This is a genomic window from Sagittula sp. (assembly GCF_052825245.1).
This window is the reverse complement of record NZ_JBRBWD010000046.1, coordinates 1-21,286: the sequence shown is the minus strand read 5'-3', so window position 1 is coordinate 21,286 and position 21,286 is coordinate 1. Positions and strand designations below refer to the sequence as shown.

22 protein-coding genes and 1 pseudogene are annotated in these 21,286 nt (G+C 63.9%); 14 read left to right on the top strand and 9 right to left on the bottom strand.

The window, feature by feature from the left end; translation table 11 throughout:
• Positions 1-2 precede the first annotated feature (2 nt).
• Genes ACU0DV_RS19955 through ACU0DV_RS19915 form a run of 9 tightly spaced genes read left to right on the top strand, consistent with a single transcriptional unit; the run spans position 3 to position 10,437 of the window.
• The gene (locus tag ACU0DV_RS19955; protein WP_027264367.1) at positions 3-1,292 is read left to right on the top strand and encodes a TRAP transporter large permease; all 1,290 of its coding nucleotides are present in this window, start codon (positions 3-5) and stop codon (positions 1,290-1,292) included.
• 19 nt (positions 1,293-1,311) lie between these two features.
• Complete coding sequence (locus tag ACU0DV_RS19950; protein WP_027264368.1) at positions 1,312-2,061, top strand: SDR family NAD(P)-dependent oxidoreductase; 750 nt, start codon at positions 1,312-1,314, stop codon at positions 2,059-2,061.
• Entirely contained in the window at positions 2,054-3,226 is a 1,173-nt protein-coding gene (locus tag ACU0DV_RS19945; RefSeq protein WP_048534161.1) for an acyl-CoA dehydrogenase family protein, read from the top strand. Before ACU0DV_RS19950 ends, ACU0DV_RS19945 begins: the two co-directional genes overlap by 8 nt.
• 10 nt (positions 3,227-3,236) lie before the next feature.
• Positions 3,237-4,751, top strand: a complete 1,515-nt coding sequence (locus tag ACU0DV_RS19940; RefSeq protein ID WP_027264370.1) for a class I adenylate-forming enzyme family protein — start codon at positions 3,237-3,239, stop codon at positions 4,749-4,751.
• Positions 4,748-5,239: a MaoC family dehydratase gene (locus tag ACU0DV_RS19935; protein ID WP_027264371.1), complete on the top strand. Its 492-nt coding sequence runs from the start codon at positions 4,748-4,750 to the stop codon at positions 5,237-5,239. Before ACU0DV_RS19940 ends, ACU0DV_RS19935 begins: the two co-directional genes overlap by 4 nt.
• Positions 5,232-7,343, top strand: coding sequence for an acetate--CoA ligase family protein (locus ACU0DV_RS19930; protein ID WP_198952314.1), 2,112 nt, complete (start codon positions 5,232-5,234; stop codon positions 7,341-7,343). Before ACU0DV_RS19935 ends, ACU0DV_RS19930 begins: the two co-directional genes overlap by 8 nt.
• Positions 7,340-8,158, top strand: a complete 819-nt coding sequence (locus tag ACU0DV_RS19925) for a citryl-CoA lyase (RefSeq protein WP_036051583.1) — start codon at positions 7,340-7,342, stop codon at positions 8,156-8,158. Before ACU0DV_RS19930 ends, ACU0DV_RS19925 begins: the two co-directional genes overlap by 4 nt.
• On the top strand, positions 8,155-9,276 hold the full coding sequence (locus tag ACU0DV_RS19920; RefSeq protein WP_027264373.1) for a CaiB/BaiF CoA transferase family protein: 1,122 nt from the start codon (positions 8,155-8,157) through the stop codon (positions 9,274-9,276). Before ACU0DV_RS19925 ends, ACU0DV_RS19920 begins: the two co-directional genes overlap by 4 nt.
• 6 nt (positions 9,277-9,282) lie before the next feature.
• Positions 9,283-10,437: an acyl-CoA dehydrogenase family protein gene (locus ACU0DV_RS19915; RefSeq protein WP_027264374.1), complete on the top strand. Its 1,155-nt coding sequence runs from the start codon at positions 9,283-9,285 to the stop codon at positions 10,435-10,437.
• Positions 10,438-10,511: 74 nt separating this feature from the next.
• Here ACU0DV_RS19915 and ACU0DV_RS19910 read toward each other — a convergent pair whose 3' ends face one another.
• The 4 genes from ACU0DV_RS19910 to ACU0DV_RS19895 all read right to left on the bottom strand — a co-directional run bounded on the left by ACU0DV_RS19910 (position 10,512) and on the right by ACU0DV_RS19895 (position 12,340).
• Positions 10,512-10,769, bottom strand: a complete 258-nt coding sequence (locus ACU0DV_RS19910) for a hypothetical protein (protein ID WP_051372688.1) — start codon at positions 10,767-10,769, stop codon at positions 10,512-10,514.
• Positions 10,751-11,107: an ATP-binding cassette domain-containing protein gene (locus tag ACU0DV_RS19905; protein WP_198952313.1), complete on the bottom strand. Its 357-nt coding sequence runs from the start codon at positions 11,105-11,107 to the stop codon at positions 10,751-10,753. The genes ACU0DV_RS19910 and ACU0DV_RS19905 overlap by 19 nt, the downstream gene beginning before the upstream one ends.
• Before the next feature lie 117 nt (positions 11,108-11,224).
• On the bottom strand, positions 11,225-11,521 hold the full coding sequence (locus ACU0DV_RS19900; protein ID WP_133119767.1) for a hypothetical protein: 297 nt from the start codon (positions 11,519-11,521) through the stop codon (positions 11,225-11,227).
• 12 nt (positions 11,522-11,533) lie between these two features.
• The gene (locus ACU0DV_RS19895) at positions 11,534-12,340 is read right to left on the bottom strand and encodes an ABC transporter substrate-binding protein (RefSeq protein ID WP_071974356.1); all 807 of its coding nucleotides are present in this window, start codon (positions 12,338-12,340) and stop codon (positions 11,534-11,536) included.
• A 249-nt stretch (positions 12,341-12,589) separates the two neighbouring features.
• Here ACU0DV_RS19895 and ACU0DV_RS19890 point away from each other — a divergent pair, with 249 nt between their 5' ends.
• Positions 12,590-13,114 carry a CoA transferase gene (locus tag ACU0DV_RS19890; RefSeq protein ID WP_250637868.1) on the top strand — a complete coding sequence of 175 codons (525 nt, stop codon included), beginning with the start codon at positions 12,590-12,592 and terminating at the stop codon, positions 13,112-13,114.
• Positions 13,089-13,775: pseudogene (locus ACU0DV_RS19885) on the top strand (CoA transferase). Before ACU0DV_RS19890 ends, ACU0DV_RS19885 begins: the two are co-directional and overlap by 26 nt.
• 96 nt (positions 13,776-13,871) lie before the next feature.
• Here the strand turns inward: ACU0DV_RS19885 and ACU0DV_RS19880 are convergent.
• From ACU0DV_RS19880 to ACU0DV_RS19865, 4 genes are all read right to left on the bottom strand, one after another.
• On the bottom strand, positions 13,872-14,051 hold the full coding sequence (locus ACU0DV_RS19880; RefSeq protein ID WP_027264377.1) for an SDR family oxidoreductase: 180 nt from the start codon (positions 14,049-14,051) through the stop codon (positions 13,872-13,874).
• Between the two features lie 395 nt (positions 14,052-14,446).
• A complete protein-coding gene (locus ACU0DV_RS19875) occupies positions 14,447-15,493 on the bottom strand; it encodes a TRAP transporter substrate-binding protein (RefSeq protein ID WP_036051585.1) in 1,047 nt (348 codons plus the stop codon).
• Positions 15,494-15,555: 62 nt separating this feature from the next.
• A complete protein-coding gene (locus tag ACU0DV_RS19870; RefSeq protein WP_027264380.1) occupies positions 15,556-16,842 on the bottom strand; it encodes a TRAP transporter large permease in 1,287 nt (428 codons plus the stop codon).
• On the bottom strand, positions 16,839-17,369 hold the full coding sequence (locus tag ACU0DV_RS19865) for a TRAP transporter small permease (protein ID WP_446273570.1): 531 nt from the start codon (positions 17,367-17,369) through the stop codon (positions 16,839-16,841). Before ACU0DV_RS19865 ends, ACU0DV_RS19870 begins: the two co-directional genes overlap by 4 nt.
• A gap of 281 nt (positions 17,370-17,650) precedes the next feature.
• Between ACU0DV_RS19865 and ACU0DV_RS19860 the strand changes: the two genes are divergently transcribed.
• From ACU0DV_RS19860 to ACU0DV_RS19850, 3 genes are read left to right on the top strand one after another with little or no spacing between them, the layout of a single operon-like run.
• Positions 17,651-18,910: a CaiB/BaiF CoA transferase family protein gene (locus tag ACU0DV_RS19860; RefSeq protein ID WP_071974357.1), complete on the top strand. Its 1,260-nt coding sequence runs from the start codon at positions 17,651-17,653 to the stop codon at positions 18,908-18,910.
• Positions 18,907-19,782, top strand: coding sequence for a GntR family transcriptional regulator (locus ACU0DV_RS19855; RefSeq protein ID WP_027264381.1), 876 nt, complete (start codon positions 18,907-18,909; stop codon positions 19,780-19,782). The genes ACU0DV_RS19860 and ACU0DV_RS19855 overlap by 4 nt, the downstream gene beginning before the upstream one ends.
• A gap of 4 nt (positions 19,783-19,786) precedes the next feature.
• The gene (locus ACU0DV_RS19850; RefSeq protein WP_027264382.1) at positions 19,787-20,950 is read left to right on the top strand and encodes an acyl-CoA dehydrogenase family protein; all 1,164 of its coding nucleotides are present in this window, start codon (positions 19,787-19,789) and stop codon (positions 20,948-20,950) included.
• 84 nt (positions 20,951-21,034) lie between these two features.
• Here ACU0DV_RS19850 and ACU0DV_RS19845 read toward each other — a convergent pair.
• Positions 21,035-21,286, bottom strand: a 252-nt coding sequence (locus ACU0DV_RS19845) for an acyl-CoA dehydrogenase family protein (RefSeq protein ID WP_446263362.1), incomplete at its 5' end; no start/stop codon positions are given.

Sequence of the window (21,286 nt, the reverse complement as noted above, 5' to 3'; positions counted from 1 at the left end):
GTATGGAATTTCTTGCACCTGTGTCGCTATTGCTGGCGGGGCTTCTCGTCGTCGGGATGCCGATAGGCTTCGCGATGGGCATCGCCGGCACCGTCGGCCTGTATCTGATCGGCGGGCTCAATCTGGCGCTCGGCATCCTGTCGGTGGCCCCGTATCGCAACACCGCCTCTTGGCTGTTGACCGCCATTCCCTTGTTCATCTTGATGGCCGAGATCCTGTCGGCCAGTCGGATTTCGTCGGACATGTTCCGCGCCGCCAACAGGTGGGTGGGCCATTTGCCCGGCGGACTGGCCGTGGCCACGGTCTTTACCAGCGCAGGCTTCGGGGCGGTTTCGGGCTCGTCCACCGCGGCGACGGCCACGATGGCGCGCACCGTCGCGCCCGAGGCTGAGAAATATGGCTATGACCGCGGCATGATCGTAGGCACGGTTGCGGCCGCCGGGACGTTGTCGATCATGATCCCGCCTTCGGTTGTGCTGATGGTTTACGGTATCATCACCGAAACCTCGATCGGCGGGCTGTTCATTGCCGGCATTCTGCCGGGTCTCATTACCGCGCTCAGCTTTGCCGGGATCACGATGGTCTGGGCGACGCTGAACCGCGATCTGGCGCCACCAGTGCAAAGCCATGGGTGGCGTGAGCGCTTCGCGTCACTGCGCGACATCTGGCCGGTGGTTCTGCTGTTCGTCTTTGTCGTGGCCGGGATTTATTCTGGCGCTGTCACCGTGACCGAAGCCGCCGCGGTCGGCTGCTTTGGCGCGATCATGATTGCCGCCGTGTTGCTCAGACGTATGGGCTGGCGCGAATTCATGGGGGCGCTCGAACGTACAACGCGCCCGACTGCAATGATCTTCACCATTATTATCGGGGCGCACATTTTCGGCTATTTTGTCACCCTGACCATGGCACCGCAGGCGCTGGTTTCGTACGTGCAAGGGCTTGAGATCGGGCCGGGCGTGGTGATTTTAATCCTGATCCTGATCTACATCCTGCTGGGCTGCGTGATGGATCAGCTGGCGATCCTGATCCTGACCATGCCGATCGTCTTTCCAATGGTCATGGAGCTTGGCTATTCGCCGATCTGGTTCGGCATCCTGGTGACCAAAACGGTCGAAATCGGGCTGATTACCCCCCCAATCGGAATGAACGTTTTCGTCGCCAGCTCGATCACCGGCGTACCTCTTAAACGGGTCTTTGTCGGGGTGCTGCCTTTCGTGCTGGCCGAGTTCGCGGTCTTGGCCCTGATCGCATTCTTTCCCGAGATCGTAACCGTGTTCTCGGGCGAATACTGACAACCTGAAGGAGCGTAACTTGGAACTGGGACTAAAGGACAAGGTGGCTATCGTCACCGGATCGGGTCGCGGGATCGGCGCAGTGACCGCCCGCGCGCTGGCCGAAGAGGGGGCGAAGGTGGTGATCACCGATATCGACCCCGAAACCACAGAAGCCACCCGCGCCGCTCTTGAGGCCGACGGATACGACGCGATCGGCGTGGTCTGCGATGTCACGAACGAGGCACAGGTCGAAGCCCTCGTCTCGCGCACGATCGAAGCATTTGGCGCCGTCCACATCCTGGTCAACAATGCCGGATTTCCGCGCGACAACTACATCACCAAGATGCCCGAACAGGACTGGGACGCTGTTGTGGGCGTGATCCTGAAGGGTGCCTATACCTGCTCGCGCGCCGTGGTGCCGTACTTCATGGAACAGAAGTGGGGCCGGGTGATCAACATCTCCTCTCGCGCCTATCTCGGCAATCCGGGACAGACCAACTATGCCGCCGCCAAGGCCGGCATCATCGGCTTCACCCGGGCGCTGGGGATGGAACAGGGGCGCTTCAATGTCACCGTAAATGCCATCGCGCCGGGGTTCATCGCCACCGAGATGATCGAGGCGCTTCCAAACTACGACCGGATAAAGTCGCGCGCTCTGGCAATGAATACCGTGCAGCGCCTTGGCAACGAACGCGACATCGCCAACGGCGTGGTGTTCCTCGCCTCGGATGCGGCGGAATACATCTCGGGCGAGACGCTTCACATCACCGGGGGGCGATATGGCTAAACATGTCCCGGCCTCCGCCTGTGTCGAGGATCAAGAGACGCGGATGCTGCGAGACAGCATCCGGGGCTTCATGGCGCGCGAGCTGACCGAAGAGCGCATCTCGCAATGCGAGGCGACGGGCGATCTGCCCTGGGCGATAATGGGCGAGCTACGCCAGTTCGGCTATCTTGGCGGGCTTCTCTCGGAAGAGGCCGGTGGCTACGGCCTCAGCTATCGCACCTGGGCGATGATGATGGAGGAAGCAGGATACCGCTGGCTTTCACTCCGGGTTCTGCTCAACACCGTGAACATCGTGATCGCACTGTTCCACCACCTGGGCGATGCGCGCCAGAAGGAAAAGTGGCTGAAACCCGTCATGGCTGGCCAGATGCCGGTCTGGGTGGGGATCACCGAACCCGACCACGGCTCTGATGTTGCCTCGGTGCAGACCCGCGCCGAGGACAAGGGCGACCACTGGCTGATCAATGGCGGCAAGCTGTGGACGACGAACGGCGTCAACGGCCGGGTCGGAATCCTGGTGGCACGGACATTCACGGAAGGCTGTGATGGCGATCTGAGTCTGTTCATCGTGGACCTCGAGGAGACCGATTTCGAAGCTTCGCGGGTGGGCACGATGTTCATCAAGGCCACCGCGACATCGCAGCTGGCCTTTCAAGACGCAAAGGTGCCAAAGGAAAACCTGTTGGGTCCTGCGGGAAAGGGCCTCAAGGCGATCCTTACGGGGTTGAATTATGGCCGGCTCAACGTGGCGGCGGGCGCGGTGGGCGCGGCGCAGCGGTCGTTGGACCTGTCCACCGATTACGTCAAGACGCGCAAGCAGTTCGGCAACGTGATCGGAAGCTATCAGCTGGTGCAGAAGCTGATCGTCGACATGACCATCCGCACCGAAGCGGCGCGCGCGTTGACTGACCGTGCCGCCCAAGCGCTGGACGCGGGTCTGCCTGGGCGCAAGGAATGCTCGATTGCCAAGCTCTATGCCAGCGAGGCGGCGCATGAGGTGGCCTCGATGGCGCTGCAGGCGCACGGCGGGCTGGGCTATTCGACCGACTACCCCGTCGAACGGTTGTTCCGCGACACGCGCGGCGGGCTGATCCCCGAAGGCACATCGGAAATCCAGACATTGATCATAGGGCGCGAGGTTCTCGGGATCTCGGCCTTCACCTGAGGAGGCGGCCATGCCGATGACCTTTCTCCAGGCCCTGAGGTTGAACGCGCGGCGGTTCCCCACGAAACCCTCGGTGGTGTTCGAGGGGAGGAGCCAGACCTATACGGATTTCCTTGACCGGGTGGAACGGATGATGACGGTGCTGGCGCGGCGCGGCATCGGACCGGGCGACAAGGTGGCGGTGATCTCGGAAAATCATCCCGATTTCCTTGCCGCCTATGTGGCGGTGACGGGGCTAGGCGCAATTCCCGCACCGATCAACTATCGCATCGCGCCCGAAGTCATGGCCGATGTGGTTGCCCGCTCGGACAGCAAAACCCTGCTGCTGGGCGATGCGGCGCTGGATCATGCCGATCTGTTCCGGACCGTGGTGGACGACATCGTCACCATCGGCGACGGGGCCCCGCAAGGACTGCCGCGCCTGTCGGACCTTCTGGCAGACACACCGCCCGATCCGCCGCAAGGGCAGGACGGCACCACGATCATGCTGCACACGTCGGGGACCACCGGCAAGCCCAAGGGCGCGCTGCGCAGTCTCTTCGGCATGGAGGAACGCGCCATCGAGCAGCGTTTCCGCCCCGACGACCGGGCGCTGTCGGCGCTGCCGATCTGCCTGTCGGCCGGCTGCACCTATACGCTGCTGCCGCTTTATCTGGGTGCCAGCGTCTATCTGATGCGCCGCTTCGACGGGGCCGCCGCGCTACGGCTGATCGAAGACGAGCGGCTGACCGCCACCATGCTGCTGCCCGCCATGCTCCAGCGGATGGTCGAGGCCGAGGGGTTCGCGAGCGCCGATCTGTCGTCGCTGGGGACTTTGCAATCTGGCGGCGGCGAGATGTATCTCGACCTCAAGCGTGCCGCGCTCGACAAGTTCGGCGATGCGCTGATGATCTATGCCGCCTCCAGCGAAGCAGGACCCTATGCCAACCTGACCGCTCGGGATCTGCGCCGCAACCTTGCGGGCAACTGCGTCGGCCGCCCCTTCTTCGGGGTGGAACTCAAACTGCTGGACGACGATGGAAACGAGGTGCCGCAGGGCGAGGTCGGCGAGATCTGCACCCGCAGCGAAAGCCGCTACGACGGGTATTACAAGGATGAGGCGCTGACCGCTGAAACCCGGCGCGGCGACTATCTGACCGTGGGCGATCTGGGCCGGATCGACGACGAAGGGCTGCTCTGGTTCACGGGTCGCAAGCGCGACATCATCAAGAGCGGCGGCATCAATGTCTACGCCCCCGAGATCGAGGAGGCGCTGGCCGGCCACCCGGCGATTGCCGAGGCGCATTGCATCGGCCTGCCCGATCCGCACTGGACCGAGGCGATCTGCGCAGTGATCGTGCCCGCGCCGGGCGCGCAGCTGACAGCGGCCGATGTGATCGCCCATGCCGAAACCCGGCTTGACCGATACAAGCGCCCGCGGCGCGTGGTCTTTATGACGGCGGTGCCGCGCAACCTGACCGGCCGCGTTCTCAAGGCTGAACTGAAAGAGGCAGTGCTAGCGCTGCCAGAGGAGGAAACCCAATGACACGGCCCGATCTTTCGGCCCTCAAGGGCCAGCAACTCTACTGGGAGGACCTGAACGAAGGCGACCAGTTCGATAGCCCCACCCGTACCATCACCGAGGCCGACGTGGCTAATTTCGCCTGCCTGTCAGGCGACTTCAACCGGCTGCACGTCGATGCCGAATATGCCGCCGATTCGGCCTTTGGCCAGCGTATCGCGCACGGGCTTCTGGTGGTGTCGGTGATGTCCGGGCTGACCACGCGGATGCTGATGAACACGTTCCTGGAACCCTCGCTTCTGGGGTTGCTCGACATGCAGTGCAGCTTTCCCAACCCCACCTTCATCGGCGACACGATTGGCGTGCGCGTTACCGTAGCCGAGAAGCGCGAGACTTCGAAACCCGAACGCGGCATCCTGTCGTTCCGGCGCGAGGTCATCAACCAGCGTGGCGAAACCGTGGTGGAAGGGGTCTGGAAACTGCTCGTCCGGCGGGCGCCGCAAGGTGGCTGAGCCGGTGGTCGCCCGCGACTTTCCCGATCTTTCGCGGCTCTTGTCGCCACGCAGCGTGGCGATCCTGGGCGCCAGTGAAAGGCCCCGTAGCGTGGGCAGCGACACCTTGCTGAACCTTGCCGAGCATTCCGACTTCGATGGGCAGATCTTTCCGGTCAACCCCGGGCGTGAAAGGGTGCATGGTTTGCGCGCCTATTCTGCAATGTCGGCCTTGCCTGGCCCCGTCGATGTGGCGGTGGTGTGCCTTCCAGCCGATGCGGTGGTGGGTGCCTTGCGCGATTGCGCGGCAGCAGGAACGGGGTTTGCGGTGGTCTTCACCTCTGGCTTTGGCGAAACCGGGGATGAGGGCCGTGCCGTCGAAGCCGAGATGGCTGAAATCGCCCGGCAAAGCGGGATGCGCATCTACGGGCCGAACTCGCCAGGGCTGAGCAACATCAACCGCCGCCTTGGGCTGACCTTTTCACCGGTATTCAAGAACGACACGCTGGGCGGCGGCATTGGGCTTGTCACCCAGGGCGGCGGACTTGGCCGCGCCTTCATCCAGGCAAGCGAACGGGGTATCGGCGTTGGCCTGTGGTGCTCTACCGGCAACGAAGCCGACCTGACCATGGCCGATGTCGTGTACCACATGGTGGGCGATCCCGACATAAAGGTAATCGCCCTTCTCGCCGAAGGCTTCCGCGACGGGCCGCGCTTTCTGGCAGCTGCCCGCGCCGCTGCTCGCGCCGGCAAGCCGGTGGTGGCGATGAAGGTGGGCAAGTCGGACTATGGCGTTGCTGCCACCCGTTCGCACACCGCCGCGCTTGCCGGATCGGCGGCGGTCACCTCGGCACTGTTTCGCCAGCATGGCATCGTCGAGGTGGAGGATCTGGACGAATTGATCGATACGGTGGCGCTGTTCGAGCGCGTCGGCATCGCCCCGCGGCGGGGGATCTGCGTCTATTCCTTCTCGGGTGGCACAGCGGCGCTGGCCGCCGATATGGTGGGCAGCGCCGGGCTGATCCTGTCCGAACTGGCCCCCGGCACCCGCGCGGGGTTGCGTGCGCTGGCCCCGTCTTATGCGGCGGTCGATAACCCGGTGGACCTGACCACCCAGGTCTTCACCCAAGACAAGCTCAACCGCGATTGCCTGTCGCTGGTGGCGCGGGACCCGGCCACCGATGTTGTGCTTCTGCCGATTCCCGCCGACTACGGCCCGATCACCGACCGGTCCGCCGACGACATGGTCGCGCTGGCGCCGGACAGCCCGGCTCTGCTCCTGCCGGTCTGGATGAGCGGGCATCGCGCCGCTGGCTATGCCACGCTGAACGCGGCAGGGCTGGCGCCTTTTCGCAGCCTCGGCAAGGCAGTGACGGCGTTGAAGCGGCTGATCTGGCGCGGCGACTGGAGCCCCTCGGGGACCTCCACGCTTGCTCTACCCGCATTTCCGCCCGGCGAGCTTGACGAGGCTGCCGCCAAGGCGGTGCTGGCCGACCTGGGTCTGACCGTGCCCGAAGGACGGGTCGTGACCAGTGCCAGACAGGCAGGCGAGGCGGCGCGCGGGATCGGCTTTCCGGTGGTGCTCAAGGCGCTGGTGCCCGGTCTTCTGCACAAGACCGAAGCCGGGGCCGTGGCCGTCGGGCTGATGGATGAGCAGGCGCTGGCGGCGGCCTGGGGCGCGATGATGACATCGCTTTCAGCACAGGGGCACAGGCTGGAGCGCGCTCTGGTTGAGCGCATGGAACAGGGGCCGGGCGTCGAGGTGATGGCGGGACTGCACCGCGATCCGGTGTTCGGCCCGGTGGTGAGCTTCGGCCTCGGCGGCGTGATGGTCGAGGCGCTTTCTGACGTCACGCACCGCGCCGCGCCCTTTGGGCGGGACGAGGCGCTGGCGATGATCGACGAGATCCGCGGACGCGCACTGCTGGGTCCGCTGCGCGGCCGCCCCGGCGCCGATCTGGGCGCGCTGGCCGATCTTCTCGTGATCCTGGCCGCCCTGGGTGCGCGCGGCGACATCGCGGAGATGGATCTCAATCCGGTGCGCGCCGGTCCGGCGGGTGCGACGGTGCTTGACGCGGTGATCCTGCGCGCTCCGACCGAGATAGAAGGAAAGGCAAGGCAATGACGGTAAAGACGGACATCGGTTTCACCACCCGCGACCGCATCTATGTGCGCGGGCGCGATCTGGCCGATGAGATCCTGGGCAAGATGGATTTCGTCGACATGATCTATTTCACCGCCACGGGGAAAGAGCCGGATGCCCGCACCCGCGCGATGACCAACGCGATCATCGTCACCGCCACCGATCACGGCCTTACCCCCAGCGCCATCGCCGCGCGGATGACCATTCTCGGCGCGCCGGAATCGCTTCAGGGTGCGGTGGCCGCGGGCTTGCTGGGCGCGGGGAACCATTTTCTCGGCACCATGCAGAACGCCGCGGCCTTTACCCGCGACGAGATCGGCGAGCTGTCCGACAGCGACGACGACGCAGCCTATGCCGCCCGCGCGCAAGAGGCCGTGCGCGCCTTTCGCGCGGCGCGCCGGATCGTGCCAGGCCTCGGTCATCCGATCCATGTCGACGGCGACCCCCGCACGCCGGTCCTGCGCCGGATCGCCGGCGAGAATGGGTTCGACGGGCGGCACTGGCGCTTCATGGCGGCCGTCGAGGCCGCCGCCCGCGAGGAATATGGACGTCTGCTGCCCATCAACGCCGCCGGCGCGGTCGGGGCCACCGTTTCGGACATGGGGCTTGCCCCGATCTGGGCGCGGGCCTTCGCCCTGATTGGCCGATCCGCCGGGCTTCTGGCGCATCTGATGGAAGAGCTCGAAAATCCGCAGGGTCAGAAGATCTGGGACATGATCCTGGAACAGGACGACTCGGCGGAATGCGCCGGGATTGCCGACCCGGACCGCGCAGACAGCACAGGAGAGCAAAAATGACCGGCACTGCACCGCTTTCGGGGCTTCGCGTTCTCGATCTGACCGAGCTTCTGCCTGGGCCCTATGCAACGCAGCAACTGGCCGAGATGGGGGCCGAGGTCATCAAGGTCGAACGTCCTGCGGGCGACGCCGCGCGCGCCATGTTCCCCGGCCTCTTTGCCGCCGTGAACCGCGGCAAGAAAAGCATCGCCCTGAACCTAAAGGATGACACAGACCGCGCGGCTTTCCTGCGGCTGGCCAAACGGGCGGACGTCGTGATCGAGGGTTATCGCCCGGGCGTGACCGCGCGGCTGGGCATCGACTATGAGACGCTTTCGGCGCTCAATCCCGGCCTCGTCTACTGTTCGGTCAGCGGCTATGGTCAGACCGGGCCGGCGCGCGACTGGCCGGGGCATGATCTGAACTACGCGGCGATGGCGGGCGCGGTGGCGATCTCGGGCGCGCCCGACGGACCGCCTGAATACACGACGGGCGTGCCGATCGGGGATCTCTCGGCAGCCATGTATGCCATCATCACCATTCTTGCTGCGTTGCACGGACGCGACGCCACGGGGCGGGGCCAGTATCTGGACGTGGCGATCACCGACGCGCTGGCCAGCTGGGTCGCCCCGCGCTACGGTGTGTGGGACGCCGGACGCCAGGCCGGGCGCGAGATCACAAAGGCCGATATCCTGCGCCGCGCCGCCTATGGTATCTTCGCGACCGCCGACGGTAAATACATCACCATCGGCGCGATCGAGACGCATTTCTTCCGCCGCCTGATCCGTGCCACCGGGATGACGGGCTTCGACGATCCTGCGCTTGACGACTTCGCCGCACGCACCGACCGCACGGATGATATCCGCGCCGCCCTGACCCCGCTGATCGCCGCGCGTCCCTATGCGCATTGGGCGGAGATCTTCGAGGCCGAGGATGTTCCCTTCGCCCCGGTCAACGGGCTGGAGGATCTGGCCCGGGACCCGCAGCTCAAGGCGCGCGGGATGGTGCGCTCAGCCGGCGCGGCCCAGGTGATGGCCTTCCCGGTGCCGATGGCTGGGATGAGTGATCCGGCGGGCCACGTCCCGGCAGTGGGCGAGCATCAGGCCGAAATTCTGGACCAAGCCGAAAAGCTGGAGTGAGGACCGATGCAGTTTGAGCTGGACGACTGGCAGGAAACGGCGCGGCGCAGCTTCCGCAAATACCTTGACGCCGAGGTGGCGCCCCTGGTCGAGGCGCACGAGGATGCCCACCGTCCGCCGCCGCCCGAAGTGTTGCAGAAGATGGGCGAGTTCGGCCTGCTGGGCGGTCTTTTGCCAGAGGCGCAAGGCGGTGCCGGGCTTGATTATCTGACATATTGCGCGCTGCTGTGCGAGCTGTCTCAGGTATGGCCGTCGCTGCGCAGCATCGTCAGCACGTCGAACCTTGTCCTGATGATCGTCGCGCAGCATGGAACGCCGGAGCAACAGGCAAGGTGGCTGGGCGATCTGGTTTCGGGTCGCAAGACAGCCTTTTTTGCGCTGACCGAGCCGAACGTCGGCTCGGACGCCAGCAACGTGGAAACACGGGCCCGGCGCGACGGTGATGGCTGGCGGCTGAACGGACGCAAACTGTATATCTCCAACGGGACCGGGGCCGATCTCGGGGTGGTTTTCGCGCGGTCGGGCGACGGCGAACGCGCGGAGGTATCGGCCTTCGTGGTCGAGGCGGGAACAGCAGGGTTTTCAACCCGAGAGGTCCGCAGCATGGGCATGAATTCATGCCCGCTAGGCGAGCTGCTGTTTGAGGACGTATTGCTGCCCGCAGACCACCTGATCGGCGCCGAGGGCGAGGCGTTCGCCATCGCCAAGCATTATCTGAACGTGGGGCGCTGTTTCGTTTCTTTCACCTGCCTGGGCCTGTCAATTGCCGCCTATGAGGCGGCGCTGCGATATGCGGGCGCGCGAGAACAGTTCGGACGCAAGATCGGCGGGTTTCAACTGGTCCAGCAGATGATCGCAGATATGTTGACTGGCGTGGAAACCTCGCGGTTGCTGGCGTGCCGGGCCGCTGACGCGCTGGATCGCGGGGCACCGGATCGCGGCCGGGCCTGTTCCATGGCCAAGCGTCACAACTCCGATACGGCTCTGCGGGTTTGCGAGACTGCCCTGCAAGTGCACGGCGGGGCCGGATACACCCGTGATTTCCCCGTCGAGCGCTATTATCGCGATGTGCGACATCTCACGATCGCTGAAGGCACCAACCAGCTTCAGGCGCTGCTTCTGGCACAGGGGGCCCTGGGCATCTCGGCGCTACGGGGCTGATCGGTCCGCAGTTTGCGCACGGTCTGTCGCCGCTGCCGGTCTGAATGGCAGGCGGAATGCGGGCACAGGGCGGGTCAGATTCCCAAATACGAACGGCGCACGTGATCGTCGTGGCGCAAGACGTCAGAGGCTGCGGCGAGGGCGATTGTCCCGTTTTCCAGAACATAGGCGCGGCTGGCGAAATCCAGCGCCATGTAGACATCCTGTTCCACCAGAAGAATGCTCAGGCCGGTGCGGCGCCGACCGTCGAGGGCCTCGTACATCTGCTCGACCATCAGAGGCGCGGGGCCGAGCGACGGCTCGTCGAGCATGATCATGCTGGGCCGGGCCATAAGCGCGCCCGATCGCCAGCATCTGCTGCTGACCGCCTGAGAGCCCTCCGGCAAGTTCGCGGGCCTTCTGGCTCAGCATCGGAAAGGGCGTCCTTTCGGTCTTTCGCGTCGAGTGCGGCGCTCGCACCCACGATCAGATTTTGCTCGACCGTGAGTGACCCGAAGACGTGCCGCGCCTCAGGAACATGGACGAGGCCGAGGCGCGGAATCTCGCTGGCGGCAAAACCGCCGATTTCCTTGCCATCGTGGCGGATCGCTCTGGAACGGGCGGCCACAAGGCCCGAAATCGTGCGCAGAAGGGTGGATTTGCCCGCGCCGTTCGGTCCGATCACAGCCACGACCTCGCCCTCGGCCGATCTCGATGCTGACGCCGTGGAGCGCGTCGAGCAGACCGTAACCGGAGACGAGAGACTCGATCGACAGCTTCATCTTGGGCCCCGGTTATAGTTTTCGCATCAGTTCAGAGGATTGGGCTCTTCCACAGCCACCTCTGGCGGCCAGATCGTGACCTTTTTCGTGCCGCCGTTCTTCCATTGCGCGATCAGGTTCTGCGATCCGACGTTCCTGCCGTGTTCGTCGAATTTGATCCGCGAGAACGGCGAGATCAGCTGATCGCCGGGGATGTCGATCTTAAGGATGGCGGCGCGAAGGTTCTCGGTCGTCAGTTTCTGGCCGGACTCAAGCGTCTTCTCCAGCACGGCCTTCAGCGTGTAGACACCGCGGTTGCACATCGACGCATAGCTTGACGGCACGATGCCGTGCCGTTACTCGTAAGCCTTCACAAAACGCTGGGCGCGGTCCATGTCGGGATTTAAGTAGTCCACCGTGCTGAGATTGACGTCCTCGACGAAGCCCCTGTCCACCAGTTGCGGGGTGCGCACATCAACCGGACCGCCACTGATTCCGACAATGTAGGGCTTGAAGTCATGCTGCTGCATTGCCTGGAGCTTGGTCACCACATCTTCGGTGTAGCCGGCCCAGATCACCATGTTGGCACTCGATGTCTGCACCCGCTTGACCGGCGGCAGAAGGTTGCGATCGCTGCGCGAATACGGCGCGCTGGCGGCGATCTCGATGCCCCGCTCCTCCAGCAGAACTTCGATCCGCTCGATGGTTCCGGCGCCGCGCGGGCTGTCTTCATAAAGCAACGCCGGGACGACGTCGCCTTGCGTCATCAGGTGTTCGAAGAATTCCACGACCGTGGCCGCCTCGGTATCGGCTGTGATCTGATCGGAGAAATACCATTTGTAACCGCGCTCGAGGAGCTCGGCCGACACCGCCGGCGAGTTCAGGTGAGGAACCCGCGCCTGCTCGGCGAACTGCGCCGCAGCCGATGTGCCTGCGCTGATCTCGCAGCCAAGGATGACCGGAGCCCGCTCGAGGCGGGTCAACCGCTCCATCACCTGGCGCACCACCCCGGGATTGCCCTGTGTGTCGTAAAGTTGGATCTTCAGCGGCCGACCGGCGACGCCGCCATCGGCGTTGATGTGCTCAAGGGCAACTGCGATCCCCTTTTGCGCATCCTGTCCGGTCACGGCGATCGCTCCCGACATGGCGACGATCGCCGGCATCACGATTTCTTCGGCTTAGGTGTTTGATCCCACGGTTTAATGGTGTGATCCTTTCGCAGGAATGGAAGGAGGCCCTATGGGACAAGTTCGTCACGGAAGCGCCACGACCACGCACGCCGTCAGAACAGCAATACAGCGATCGCAAGCTTCGCTCGCGGCGCTGCGCCCTTGGGTCGCGGGTCGACTGACCGCCAGACTACGGCGCGCATTGCTGACTCGAAGGGTGCGATACCGCAAAGGGAAAAGAAAATGGACAGTCAGCCGCAGCAGCCAGCCGAGGGGGACGGACCGCTTGCGGGTTACAGGGTGCTTGATCTTTCGGTCAACGTGCTTGGACCGGTGGCGATCCAGATCCTCGGCGACATGGGGGCCGACGTCATCAAGATCGAGTCACCCGACGGCAACTACACACGCCAGGTGGGACCGTCGCGCAACCCGAAGATGGGGGCACTGTTCCTCAATACAAACCGCAACAAACGCTCGGTCGTGCTCGACCTGAAGAAACCCGACGCGCGGGCCGCGCTCCTTGATCTGGTGCGTTCCGCGGACGTGCTGGTGCATTCGATACGCCCCGGCGCCGCCGAACGGCTGGGCGTCGACTACGAGGCGATCCGCGCGGTCAATTCCCGCATCATTCATGCCTCGTCTTCTGGCTTCCGGCTGGATGGTGAGCGCCGCGACTGGCTTGCTTTCGACGATGTGATCCAGGGCGCCAGCGGCGTAGCCGGGATGATGGCCCGGGCCACCGATGAGCCGCGCTATTACCCACGGTAATCGCCGACAACTATGCGGTTACATCCAGGCATCGTCCATCGCGATGGCCTTCGTCTGGCGCGAGCGCACCGGCCACGGGCAGCAGGTAAACGTGCCGATGATGGATGCGATGGTCAACTTCAATCTGATCGAGCATCTCTGGGGCGCAACGCTCGACCGGCCCGATCTGGGCATGGGTTACAGCCGGGTATTCTCGCCCCATCATCGGCCTTATCCAACGCAGGACGGGCACATCTGTGTGATGGCGGCGATGGACAACCAGTGGCTGCGTCTCTTCGACGCCATAGGCCGGCCCGAGCTGCGCGACGATCCACGATTTGCCACAGCAGAGTTGCGCACCGATCACATTGACTAGTTATATTGGTTCCTCGCCGAGGCAATCGCGGGGAATACAACCGCCGAGTGGCGCCGCCGGTTCGACGCGGCCGACGTGCCGAATGGACCGGCCAACAGCCTGGAGGATCTGCTGGTTGATCCCTATCTGGTTCAAACCGGGTATTTCGAGCGCCACGAGCACCCGACAGAGGGCGCCGTCGTGACGCTCCGGATACCGGTCCAGTTCTCGGACAGCCCCGGCCGGGTGCGCCGGCTGCCACCGCGGCTGGGCGAGCACACGGAGGAGGTTCTGTCCGAAATCCGCCTTCCGCGCGCCGACGCCTGACGGAACCAGGCCAGGCGGGCAGCCGGTGCCCGGCTGGCCAGGATCGGTTCGCGGCCAACCGGACCCGCCTGTCCCAAGCTTCCGGCTCCGCCCATTTTACTGCGCGGTATAGCCGCCATCGACCACCATTTCGGATCCGGTCATATAGGATGCCTCGTCGGACGCCAGAAACGGCACCGCCCCGGCTACTTCTTCCGGTTGGGCCGGGCGCTGCATGATCGTTGTCCCAAGTATATCCTTCTGACCGTCCGGGTCAGCCAGTCTGAAAGGAACCATCGCCGGAATCAAATGTGCGGAAGATCCTGTACGTTATCCATCCAGGATTTCTTTCGAGATGGTCATTCATGCGTCCTTTCGATGAAGCATGGACCGGATCAGTCATACACAAAAGGTCGGACACTCTCGCTGCCGCCCATCTGCGCCATATCGCCGAAACCCAATTCGCCCGCGCCGTTCGCGCATCAACTCGTCGCCGAGATCGGGACCGGCGAGGCGCATCTACGCCAGATCAATGTGGCCGAACGTATGCACGGCTCGCCCGGACTTCAGCTGCATAACGGACGACCAGGCTGAGTGTCGAAGGGCAGGATTCAGATGCACCCACCGGCTGACTTCTGCGCGTTTTTGGTGGCCTGGCCCGACACAGGAGCCGGGCCGACCACGATCTGGTATCAGTTCCTTTTCAGCGCGGACCGGAAGGCTTCCAGGATCTCGGTTCCGGGCTTGCCTTGGGCATCGAGTTGCTCGGCCCATTCGGACCCAACCGTCGACAGGATCTGGTTCAGCTTTTCGACATCTCCGGCGGGCAGGTCAACGAAGGTCACGCCCGCCTCGGCGATCTGCTGCTTGACTTCAAGGTTCTGGCGGTCGGCAGTTTCGCATCCTTCCCTAGTCAAATCTTCGCCGATCTCGGTGATCGCCTGCTGGACGTCTTCGGGCAGACTGTCCCACTTTTCCTGCCTGATCACGTAGGTCGCGACAAAGGAACCAAAGTTCATCCCCTGCGTACCCCAGTCAAGGAATGTTTCCATTCCGTAAGGGGTGACACTGGGATAGGGGAAGAGCCCGGCGTCGATCGTCCCGCGCGACAGCGCCTCGCGCACTTCGGGCGCCGGCATCTGCACCGGCACGCCGCCGATTTTCTGGACGGTCAGGTCAAGCGCGCCGCCAGTGCTGCGGATCTTCAGGCCGTCCATGCTGTCCAAACCGGTGATCTCACGGCTCGACGTCAGCAGGTTGTAGGGCGGCAGCACCATCGCCATCAGCAGGCGCACGCCGTTCGGCGCGAATTCGGCCTGGTCTAGCGCGCCGCCGGGCTTGGCGATCTCCCAATAGGCCATCGTGCCCTCACACGACGTCGAAAACGCCTCGGGCAACTGCCCGACCGCCGAAAGGGGCATCTTGTCGCTGACATAGGAGGGGCCGACATAGCCGATATCGGTCACGCCGGTCTGGGTCAGCGAGAGCAGGTCCTTGGCCTTGCCGAGTTGCTGAGCCGGGAAGTACGCGAACTCGGTTTTCCCGGTCCGCTCGCTCACCCGTTCCATGAAAGGTTCGATCAGGCTCTGGGCAATGTAATGGCCGGTGGGCAGGCTGTCGGCCGCGCGCAGTTCGATCTCCTGCGCTGCAACCGGCTGCACGGCGAGCGGTAGCAAGGCAACGCTCAGGGCCCAGCCCGCTGTCCGTAAGGGCGATGGGAATTTGGATATTCTGGTCATGATTTCATTCTCCTCCTGTCTTTTAGGGTTATGGACTGGCGCTATTGCGCAGGCCGACGTCGTCAGTTCATTGTCGAGGGCAGCCACAGCACCAGCACGGGAAATGCAGTGAGCAACGCGATCACCAGCAAATGCGCCAGAACATGCGGAAACGTCCCGCGAAAGATTTCGCCCAAGGGTCGCCGGGTATATCGGGCCACCACAAAGACATTCATGCCCAGCGGCGGAGTGACCATGCCGACCTCGGCCGTCACCACGACGATCACCCCGAACCAGATCGGGTCGAAGCCCAGCGACAGGACCAGCGGCAAAAGCACCGGCACCGTCAGGATGAGGATGGCGATCTGGTCCATGAAGGCACCCAGAAAGACGTAGATGATCAGGATCACCACCATCACCCCCATCGGCGAAATACCAAGGCCGCCGATCCATTGGGTCAAATCGTTGGTCACCCGCGTGAGGGTGAAGAAATAGCCAAAGATATGCGCGCCGAGGATCACGAAAAGGATCATGCAGGTGGTCTGCGCCGCCCGTCTCAGGCAACCCCAGGCTTGGCTGAATCCCAGTTTGCGCTCGTGCAGCGCCAGCAGCATCGCGCCGAAGGCGCCGATCCCCGATGCCTCGGTCGGCGTGGCAATGCCCGAGTAGATCGTGCCGGTGACGGCCAGGAACAGCAGCAGCATTGGCCCGACACGCGACAGCGACGCAAATTTATCGCGAAAGCTGTAAGGCTGGCCGGCAGGCGCGACCGAGGGATCAATCCGCACCAGAACCGCGACCGTGGCCATGATGGTCAGAGCGACCAGAATCCCCGGTATCACCCCCGCCACCAGCAGCTGTCCGACCGAGACATCGGCAATGATCCCATAGAGAATCAGCGCCACAGATGGCGGAATCAACATCGCCAGTGTGCCCGAAATCGCCACGACGCCGCTGGCCAGCTTGGGGTCGTAGCCTTCGTCGATCATCGCCGGGATCGAAGTGGATGCCAGCGTTGCCGCCGCTGCCGTGCTCGACCCCGAGATCGCGCCAAAGCCCGCCCCGGCTACCGCGGTAGCCATGGCCAGGCCGCCGCGGAGACGGCCGACCCAAATGGTTGCAGCGCGAAAGAGATCTTGCGCCACGCCCGAGATGATCACGAATTCGGCCATCAGGATGAACATCGGGATGGTGATGATTTCGTAGGAATTCGCGGTACTTAGGGGTGCAGTCTTCAGGATGCCGCCCAGTACCGCCATGCCGCCGAACAGATAGAGCCCTACAGACCCCGAAATCGCCATTGCCAAGGCCACCGGCAGCCCGATCACAAGCAGCCCGGCCAGAAGCGCAATTACCAGAGCCACCGTCACAGGACGTCCTCCCCTTGGAGCGCGGTGGTCTCGGGCGGGGGCGGCATTTCAACCAGATCGTGGCGCGAGAAGATGGAAAACGCGTGCCCGACCACCCGGTAGATCAGGCGCAGCGTCAGCAGCGCGGTGCCAATCAGGACGACCAGATAGGCCGGCCAGGTCAGCCATGGGACCAGCGCGGCGATCCGGTCCTGCCCGGCATAGGCGCTCTGGAAGCGGCCCCAGGCCTCGAACGCGATCAGCGCCATGACAACTGCCCCTGCAGCATAGCCCACCGCCTGCCCCAGATGGCGAACCCGTGGCGGAAGTATGTTTTGGAACAGATCGATTGCCACGTGCCCGTGATGATGGAGTGTGTCGGGCAGCATCAGGAAGAATACCGTGACCACAAGGTAGAGACCGATCAGGTCGTAGGACCAGCCCAGTGGCATCGAAAGCGCGTAGCGCATCGCAACATCCACGACCACGATCAGCATGATCACCGCCAGTGCGACACAGGCCAGCGCCGCAAACCCGGTCTCTAGCACGGCCAGCCCCCGCGAAACGGCCAACAGGCCGCGCGCGCCCCCCCTTTTCTTCGGCGGTTCCATTGCGGCCACCCCCCCCCTTTTTTTTGGCGCTATTTCGGGCCATTTCCATCGGCGATTTCCACGCCGGAAACGAGCCGCCTTAGCCTCATTGTGGCGCCAAACTTAGCAAGGCCCCCTTGCATGTCAACGCTCCCCGTGCAAAAAAACTAGCAATACAGTCTTTTAGTCTTTTGTAGCGTGCGGTCGGTGCAGCCGATCCGGTGCCGGGGGGGGGAATCATGTTTCAAATGCTCGACGGGGTGCGCGTGGTAGAGCTGGGCCATATTCTCCTGGCCCCCTACGCCACCCAGTTCCTGGGCGATTTCGGCGCTGATGTGATCAAGGTCGAAGCGCCGGAAGGCGACTATTATCGGCGCCTCGGCGCCTCGCGCGTGCCGGGTATGACCGCTCAGTGGATGGCGGTGAACCGGAACAAACGCAGCATTGCGCTTGATCTCAAATCCCCCGAAGGGCGTGCGGCGCTGCTGGAGATGCTGAGTCAGGCGGACATCGTGGTTCACAATATGCGAGTGCCTGCGATCGAGCGGCTGGGTCTTGGATATGACGCCGTGCGGGAGGTCAATCCGCGCATCGTCTACTGCGCCGCGATCGGGTTCGGGCAGGACGGGCCCTATGCCGACTTGCCCGCCTTCGATGACCTGATTCAGGCCCGGTCGGGTCTGGCCGAGGCCAACGGGCGCAACGCAGGTGCCCCCGCCTTTGTGCCGATGGTGGCCGCCGACAAGATCACCGGGCTGGCGCTGGGTCAGGCGATGCTGGCCGGCCTGTTCCGGCAGCGCACCACCGGCGAAGGGTGCTACATCGAAACGCCGATGTTCGAAACGATGATATCGGTGATGTTGAGCCAGCATTTCAACGGGGCGGCCTTCCGGCCTCCGGAAGGCGGGTTCGGCTATGCGCGGGTCATGAGTCCATTCCGCAAACCAGCGCAAACCAGCGACGGTTTCATCGCGCACGGGATCTACAAATTCGATCAATGGCAGCGGTTTCTGCGTGCTGTGGGTCGCGACGACGTGGCCGACGGCCCCATGATGACCGACGCGGCGACCGCACAGCGGCATTTTCCCGAACTCTATGAACTTGTTGTAACGCATATCCTGCCGCAGCGGACCACCGCAGAGTGGCAGGCGCTGTTCGATGCCCTCGATATTCCCAATGCCCCAGTGATGGCGATGGAGGACCTGCCCGACGATCCGCATGTCCGCGCCGTTGGCCTGATAGAAGATTATGACCATCCCCAGCAGGGGCCGATGCGCCGGGTCCGAAGCCCTTATACGATGCGCGGCGTCGAGATGGGCCCCGATCTTCCGGCACCTGCCCTTGGCGCACAGGGCACGGCGATCCTGGAAGAGTTCGGCTTCTCACCGGAAAGGGTTGCTCAACTGATAAAGGCCGGTGTCGTTGTGCAACCCGAGCAGGACTCGTCGGTAAACGACGGTCTGACAGGAGCGGTGCCTCGGTCCGGCGACCAGCCTTGAGCGGCACCCGGACCACCGGCGTCGGCCACTGTCCCCGCCCGGAGGAAGGCTCGGCCAGGGAACTGCTTCGGCAGCGTGACGGCATCCCCTTGTATCTCAAGCTCGCAAGCCTATTTCGCGAAAAGATTCGCTGCGGCGATTGGCCCATACACAGCCAGTTGCCAACCCTTCCGGCCCTGCGCGACGAATACGGCCTGGCGCGCGAAACCGTCCGCCAGGCTCTTGGGGTTCTGCGCAATGAGGGCATGATCGACAGCACGCGCGGACTGGGCACCTTCGTGACTGCGGCGGCCGAGGAGAGCGAGCCACGTGCGCCCGCCTACGATCCGCTGACGCTCGGGGCACAGGTGCGTATAGATATATTGTCGCGTGCGCCCTGTAAGGAGCTTCCCGATCTTGGCCGCGACCTGACGGGGATGGAAACGCCGCTGGTTCATGTGCGCAAGCGCCATCACGCCGGGCAGCAGCCGTATTCGCTGGTCGATCTGTGGCTGCCGCAACGCTATTTCGAGATGCTGCCCGAGGGCGCTGACGAAACGCAGCTATATTCGCAACTGCTGCGCGACCACACCGGCATGACGGATCTGTCGGGCGACCAGATCATCACCATCGTTCGGGCCGACATCGCCACCGCGCACCTGTTGGGCATCACCCTCAGCGAGCCGGTGGCCCATGTGGTCTCGCGCTTGTTCGATCCCGAAGGCCGCCCGGTCATGGCTCACCTCGTGCAGATCCGCAGCGACGTCTTTTCCGCCGAGCGCCAGTTCGGCAATCTCGCCACAGGAGATCCCGGCTCCTGGCGCCCGCATATGGCGGAACCCGCCCCGCCCGAGCATTCGGGCGAACCACACCCACGTCAGAAGAAGGAGTGATCGCATGGATTTCGATCTCACCGAAGAGCAACGGGCCATCCGCGACGCGGTGGCCAGGATCTGCTCGCGTTTCGACGATGCCTACTGGCTGGAACGCGAACGAACCGGGACCTTCCCCGAAGATTTTGCGGCCGAGATCGCAAAGGGCGGTTTCTATGGCGTCACGATGGAAGAGCAGTATGGCGGATCGGGCCTGGGTATCACAGAGGCATCGCTGGTCATGCAGGAGATCGGGCGTTACGGCGCGGCGGCCAGTTCCGCGGTGCATATCAATATCTTTGGGCTGCAACCGGTGGTCGGCTTCGGCACCGACGAACAGAAGGCTCGAATGCTGCCGCCTCTGATCCGCGGAGAGCACCGCTCCTGCTTCGGCGTAACCGAACCGGACGCCGGCCTTGATACCACGCATATCTCGACCTTTGCGCGCCGACGCGAAGACGGTGGGTATGTGGTCAACGGGCGCAAGGTCTGGACCTCGACCGCACAGCGCGCAGATCACATCCTGCTGGTGACCCGGACCACGCCCATCGAGGACTGCGAGCGACCGACCGACGGCATGTCAGTGTTCTACACCGATTTCGACCGCAGCAAGATCGACGTGCATGAAATTGCCAAGATGGGCCGCAAGGCGGTCGACTCCAACGCTATCTTCATTGATGGGCTGGAGGTGCCCGAAGAGGACCGCATCGGCGCGGAAGGTGAGGGTTTCAAGGTCCTGCTCCACGGGCTGAATGCCGAGCGGATCATTGTCGCCGCGGCTGCGGTCGGGTTTGGGATGTACGTACTGGAAAAGGCGGCCGCCTATGCGCGCGAACGCGTCGTCTTCGACCGTCCAATCGGCCAGAACCAGGCGATCCAGCATCCGCTGGCCTCGGTGTGGATGCGCCTTCAGGCGGCGGAACTGATGACCTACAAAGCCGCCACGCTTTACGATCAGGGCAAGCCCTGCGGGCTGGAGGCCAATACCGCGCGCAACCTCGCCGGCTCGGCGGCCTACGAAGCGGCATTCCGCGCGGTGCGCACCCACGGCGGCTTTGGCTTCGCGCAGGAATACCACGTCGAGCGTTACTTTCGCGAAAGCGTACTGAACTTCATCGCGCCGGTCAGCGAGGAGTTGATCCTCTCCTACGTGGCCGAGAAGGCATTGGGGATGCCCAAGTCCTACTGACTCTTCGCCCGTATCGCGATCACTCCGGGTCGTGCCCACCCTCGACGCTGACGAGCGCCGACGGTGGGGCGGCCAAGGCCCTTTTCAGAACGCGTTAAGCCCGGTCAGGTTGCGCCCGATGACCAGTTTTTGGATTTCGGTGGTGCCATCGGGAATCGGCATGACCTTTGCATTGCGGAAGTGCCGTTCAACGGGGAACTCTTTGGTGATGCCGTTGCCGCCGTGGATCTGCACCGCTTTGCCGGCGATTTCGACGGCCATTTCGGTTGCATACCATTTCGCCATCGAGGTCTGGGTGTCACAGCGCACGCCCAGGTCCAGAAGTTGCAGCCCGCG

What these genes read in the sequence shown, in the direction of transcription:
- ACU0DV_RS19955 (WP_027264367.1), top strand. Translation starts at nt 3, where the DNA reads ATGGAATTTCTTGCACCTGTGTCGCTATTGCTGGCGGGGCTTCTCGTC.
- ACU0DV_RS19945 (WP_048534161.1), top strand. Translation starts at nt 2,054, where the DNA reads ATGGCTAAACATGTCCCGGCCTCCGCCTGTGTCGAGGATCAAGAGACG.
- ACU0DV_RS19940 (WP_027264370.1), top strand. Translation starts at nt 3,237, where the DNA reads ATGCCGATGACCTTTCTCCAGGCCCTGAGGTTGAACGCGCGGCGGTTC.
- ACU0DV_RS19935 (WP_027264371.1), top strand. Translation starts at nt 4,748, where the DNA reads ATGACACGGCCCGATCTTTCGGCCCTCAAGGGCCAGCAACTCTACTGG.
- ACU0DV_RS19925 (WP_036051583.1), top strand. Translation starts at nt 7,340, where the DNA reads ATGACGGTAAAGACGGACATCGGTTTCACCACCCGCGACCGCATCTAT.
- ACU0DV_RS19920 (WP_027264373.1), top strand. Translation starts at nt 8,155, where the DNA reads ATGACCGGCACTGCACCGCTTTCGGGGCTTCGCGTTCTCGATCTGACC.
- ACU0DV_RS19915 (WP_027264374.1), top strand. Translation starts at nt 9,283, where the DNA reads ATGCAGTTTGAGCTGGACGACTGGCAGGAAACGGCGCGGCGCAGCTTC.
- ACU0DV_RS19910 (WP_051372688.1), bottom strand. Translation starts at nt 10,769, where the DNA reads ATGGCCCGGCCCAGCATGATCATGCTCGACGAGCCGTCGCTCGGCCCC.
- ACU0DV_RS19895 (WP_071974356.1), bottom strand. Translation starts at nt 12,340, where the DNA reads ATGCCGGCGATCGTCGCCATGTCGGGAGCGATCGCCGTGACCGGACAG.
- ACU0DV_RS19890 (WP_250637868.1), top strand. Translation starts at nt 12,590, where the DNA reads ATGGACAGTCAGCCGCAGCAGCCAGCCGAGGGGGACGGACCGCTTGCG.
- ACU0DV_RS19880 (WP_027264377.1), bottom strand. Translation starts at nt 14,051, where the DNA reads ATGGTTCCTTTCAGACTGGCTGACCCGGACGGTCAGAAGGATATACTT.
- ACU0DV_RS19875 (WP_036051585.1), bottom strand. Translation starts at nt 15,493, where the DNA reads ATGACCAGAATATCCAAATTCCCATCGCCCTTACGGACAGCGGGCTGG.
- ACU0DV_RS19860 (WP_071974357.1), top strand. Translation starts at nt 17,651, where the DNA reads ATGTTTCAAATGCTCGACGGGGTGCGCGTGGTAGAGCTGGGCCATATT.
- ACU0DV_RS19850 (WP_027264382.1), top strand. Translation starts at nt 19,787, where the DNA reads ATGGATTTCGATCTCACCGAAGAGCAACGGGCCATCCGCGACGCGGTG.